Annotated in this window: 2 protein-coding genes and 2 pseudogenes; all 4 read right to left on the bottom strand. The window is 74.0% G+C overall.

Annotated features, from left to right (window positions below):
- Window positions 1–864, bottom strand: a pseudogene (locus tag GRC12_RS42910) (Rne/Rng family ribonuclease); the annotation flags it as partial.
- Between the two features lie 271 nt (window positions 865–1135).
- Window positions 1136–1897 (bottom strand): TIGR03936 family radical SAM-associated protein, encoded by a 762-nt coding sequence (locus GRC12_RS42915; protein ID WP_208785860.1) that lies wholly within the window; start codon window positions 1895–1897, stop codon window positions 1136–1138.
- A 48-nt stretch (window positions 1898–1945) separates the two neighbouring features.
- On the bottom strand, window positions 1946–2902 hold the full coding sequence (locus tag GRC12_RS42920; protein ID WP_208785861.1) for a hypothetical protein: 957 nt from the start codon (window positions 2900–2902) through the stop codon (window positions 1946–1948).
- A 134-nt stretch (window positions 2903–3036) separates the two neighbouring features.
- Window positions 3037–3410: pseudogene (locus GRC12_RS42925) on the bottom strand (alpha/beta hydrolase); the annotation flags it as partial.

The raw sequence follows: 3410 nt of genomic DNA on the forward strand, positions 1-3410 counted from the left end.
GGCTTCGGGGGTGGGCGAGGCGGATGCCTCGACGGCGGCAGCGGCGGGCGTCTCGGCGGCGTGCGGGGCGGTGTCCGCGGTGACCGGGCTCTCCGCGGTCTCGGCGGCCGCGGACGTCTCGGCGTCCGTACCACCGGCGGCGGACGTTTCGGCGACAGGCGCGGACACGCGGCGGGTGGCCCGGCGGCGGGTACGGCGCGGAGCCGTGTCCTCCGCGGGCGTCTCGGCGACCTCGGCGACGGCCGGCGCCTCGACGGGCTCGCTCTCCTGCGCGGCCGCGGCGCCCTCGGCGGAAGCCGCAGGCACCACGGTCTCGGCCGTCTCCGCGGACGTCGGCGCCCCGGCGGGAGCGGACACGCGGCGCGTGGCACGGCGGCGCGTGCGGGGCGGGGCGGCGTCCTCGTCGGACGCGACGGCCTCGGCCTGCTCGGCGGCGGCAGCCGTGGCCTCCTGTGAAGCGGGCGCGGGAGCGGCGGGCACCACGGTCTCGGCGACCTCGGCGGCCTCGGCCGACGCGGGGGCCCCGGCGGGCGCGGAGGCGCGGCGGGTCGCACGACGGCGCGTACGCGCGGCGGGCGCGGGAGCCCCGGGCTCCTCTGCGGTCACGTCTGCGCCGGAGGTCTCAGCGGTCTCCGCCGCCTCGACAACCTCAGCGGCCTCTTCGCCCTCCTTGACCTCTTCGGCCACGAAGTCGGCGTCGGCGGCCGGTATGGCCGGCGTGGTGATCTCCTCCGGCGCCCCGGCGGCCGCGACCGGCGGTCCCGCGGGACGTGACGCGGCACGGCGCCGACGACGCGGCGGCAGGGTGTCGCTGGGAGTGTTCAGTTCTTCGGAACCCTCGGTGGGTTCGGTCGGTTCGAGCATGCGGGCTTGTCTCCCGTCAGGCTCCCGGGCGCCGCGCCTGGTCCGGCGTCGATGACTCGATCGCCGTTGACGTCCGCGGCTCGCGCTGTGCGCGGTGCCGCCGTCCGGGGCGCGGGCGCCGCACGGGAGCTCTCTGTGTCCTGTCTCGCCGGTTCCGTACACCCTGTTGGGTACGGCCTGGCGAAAGTCTTCTGGTCGGTGCGCTGCCCGACCCAGGTGGCTCCCGAGTACGAGGGCGGCGCTACGACGTCCGTCCTTCGCGGGACCTTCCTTACGCCGGCGCCTTCGCGGCGGCAGCGGAACCGGCCACCAGGGCCGTCGCCGCCTCGCGGTCGGGCGCGAGCGGGTCGGTCACCGTGCCGGTCTCTTCATCGAGCAGCCCCTGCGCCAGCCTGGTCACCGCTGCGGGGACCGGCGGCGCCAGGTCGGCCACGGCGCGGAGACCGGACAGGACGTCGTCGGGTCGTACGGCAGGCGTCACGTGCCGAACAACCAGCCGCAGTATCGCACAGGGCTGGTCGGTCGGCCTATCAGCCGGATCACTATGCGTTTCGAGGTGTACGACCGCGGAGCGGGCGTCGAAGGTCCGCACACCGTTCTTCGTCGTCCGCTGGACCTCGACGGCCCCGGCGGTGTTGAAGGCGGTGACGGCCCGCTCGGCCTCCTCGGGCCGTACGCCGTCCAGCCTGAGCTCCCATACGGAAGCGGTCAGCCGGTCGGCGAGACCGGAGGTCCGCGCCTCGACGGCGTCGACGACGTCGAGCCCGGCGGGCAGCGACTCGTCGAGCAGGACCCTGAGCTTCTCCGGGTCCCGCGCCTCGGTGAGCGCGATCTCCAGATACTCCGCCTCACTGCCCGTGCCGGTGGGTGCGGCATTGGCGTACGACACCTTCGGATGCGGCGTGAACCCCGCCGAGTACGCCATCGGCACCTCGGCACGGCGCAACGCACGCTCGAAGGCGCGCTGGAAGTCACGGTGGCTGGTGAACCGGAGGCGGCCGCGCTTGGTGTAGCGCAGTCGGATGCGCTGCACCGCGGGTGCGGGCGGCGGGCCTTCGGGCTGTCGCTTGCCCAGTGTCGTTCAGTCCTTCGTGAGAGCGGTCGTACTGCTACCTAGAGTACGTGTCTCGGCGCCCAGAGGTTCCCGCCGGTCCACGGAGGGGACTCGCGCGGGCTCACCGAACAGCATCCGCCGGACGTCGGCCCGGGCCTGCCGTACCGACTCACGGGCCGAGGCCAGCGCTTCGCGCGCCACCCGTCCCACACCGCGGGCGACGGCGGCGACGGGCCGCAGCACGGCATCCCGTACGACCTGTCCGACGGGTGTGAGCACGGTCCGCCAGAACCAGCGCACGGGCTCCACGAAGATCCACCGGAAGAGCGTCCCGAGCGCACGCCCCACGGCGAGCGAGACGCGCCCCGCGACCCTCCAGGCGTGCCCCAGCGCCTCCCCCACCTCACGCCCGACGACGGCGAGGACCCGGCCCACGGGAGCGAGCACCCAGCGCCACAGCGCGAGGGCGGGCAGCACGATCAGCACCCGGCCGACCCAGTACAGAACGGTCCCGACCGCCGAAAGCACCAGGCCCAGACCTCGTACGAGCCCGGCCGCACACCACACGACCGCCCGCCCCAGCGGCACCAGCACAGGCAGCAGCACGCGCGCGTACACCCACGCCAGGGCGTCCCGCACGGCCCGCCCCAGGGGAACCACCACATACTGACCGAGCCACACCATGGGCACCACGACGATCACGTTGCCGAGCCACCCGAGCACCCGCCCGACCGGCACGACGACGTATCGCCACAGCCCCACGAACGGCCATACGAACAGGGCCCGACCGATCCACGCCAGCACCCGCCCGACCGGCCGCAGCACGGTGTCCCGCAGAAACCTTCCAGCGACGACGAGCGCGTCCCACACCATCCGCACGGGCACGACCAGCACGAACACGACGATCCGCACCGGCACCCGAAGCACCACCACGAGACAGCCTTCGGATTCCCGAGGCTGCGGCGCCCGCTTCTCCAGATCCATACCTGCGTAGACGCGCCCCGGCGCGCCGTGGATGCGGATGCGGACCACCGACGGTCCGGGCGTCTCGACCACCCGGGCGGGACGCGCACCGTCGTGGTCACGGTCCGATGCGCCAGACGTCGCCCACGACACCCTCACCGTGGAGGCGCCACCGGAGCCCCGAGCGATCCGACGAACCGATCGAGCCGCACGACGACCTGCCGCAACACCTCCACGGACCCCACGACATCGCCACCGACCTCCAGCGAGTGATCCGCCGAGCCCACTTCCAGCACGTCATGCCCCAGGCCGCCGGCGACCTCCGAGTCCCACATCCTGTCCGCGGTTCCCCCGACGAGGAGGGTCGGCGCCTGAGTCCGCCGAAGAGAACGCACCACAGGCCCGAGCGTCAGAACGGGTGTGAGCCAGACCGCCGGAAGGTTCCGCTCAGCCGCGACACCGCAACCGAGCGAGCCCAGGGACTTCCCGAGCAGCAGCCCGCAGGCCCCGCCCTCCGCCTGGACAGCCC

The organism is Streptomyces griseorubiginosus (assembly GCF_017614965.1).
Classification (GTDB): domain Bacteria; phylum Actinomycetota; class Actinomycetes; order Streptomycetales; family Streptomycetaceae; genus Streptomyces; species Streptomyces griseorubiginosus_B.

Bases quoted from the DNA above. Each gene is read 5' to 3' on its own strand.
- GRC12_RS42920 (WP_208785861.1), bottom strand. From the start codon at position 2,902: ATGGATCTGGAGAAGCGGGCGCCGCAGCCTCGGGAATCCGAAGGCTGT.